The following is a 362-nucleotide window of genomic DNA, read 5'->3' as shown; positions in this document are numbered from 1 at the left end:
CGCCGAGGGCGGTCAGTGGCAGCGCGCCTATGACGACCAAGGCAACTTGGTCGAAGCGCTCGATCCGCTGGGCAACAAAACCGAATACGCCTACAACAAATCCGGCCAGCCCACCGCGATCAAGGACGCCAACGGCAACGAAAAAACCCTCGACTACAACGACGCCGGACAACTGGTCGAGTACGTCGATTGCTCGGGCAAAACCAGCGCGTGGGAGTACAACGAACTGGGGCAGATGATCTGCTTCACCGACGCTGCCGGCAACGCCACCGAATACCAATACAAGGCCGGCCAACCGGTGCTGATCAAGCACCCGGACAAGACCGAAGAGCGTTTCGAGCGAGACGCCGAAGGTCGGTTGT

The 362-nt window shown here is 60.2% G+C and carries 1 protein-coding gene; it reads left to right on the top strand.

Annotation, left to right across the window (positions count from 1 at the left end; all coding sequences use genetic code 11):
• The coding region (locus ACM6JQ_RS18440; RefSeq protein WP_414894463.1) for a hypothetical protein at window positions 1-362 on the top strand (362 nt) is incomplete at both ends.

It is taken from the genome of Pseudomonas sp. IT-232MI5 (assembly GCF_949767845.1).
Lineage (GTDB): Bacteria > Pseudomonadota > Gammaproteobacteria > Pseudomonadales > Pseudomonadaceae > Aquipseudomonas.
The sequence above is the reverse complement of the archived record's forward strand: the minus strand, read 5'-3'. Positions and strand labels throughout refer to the sequence as shown.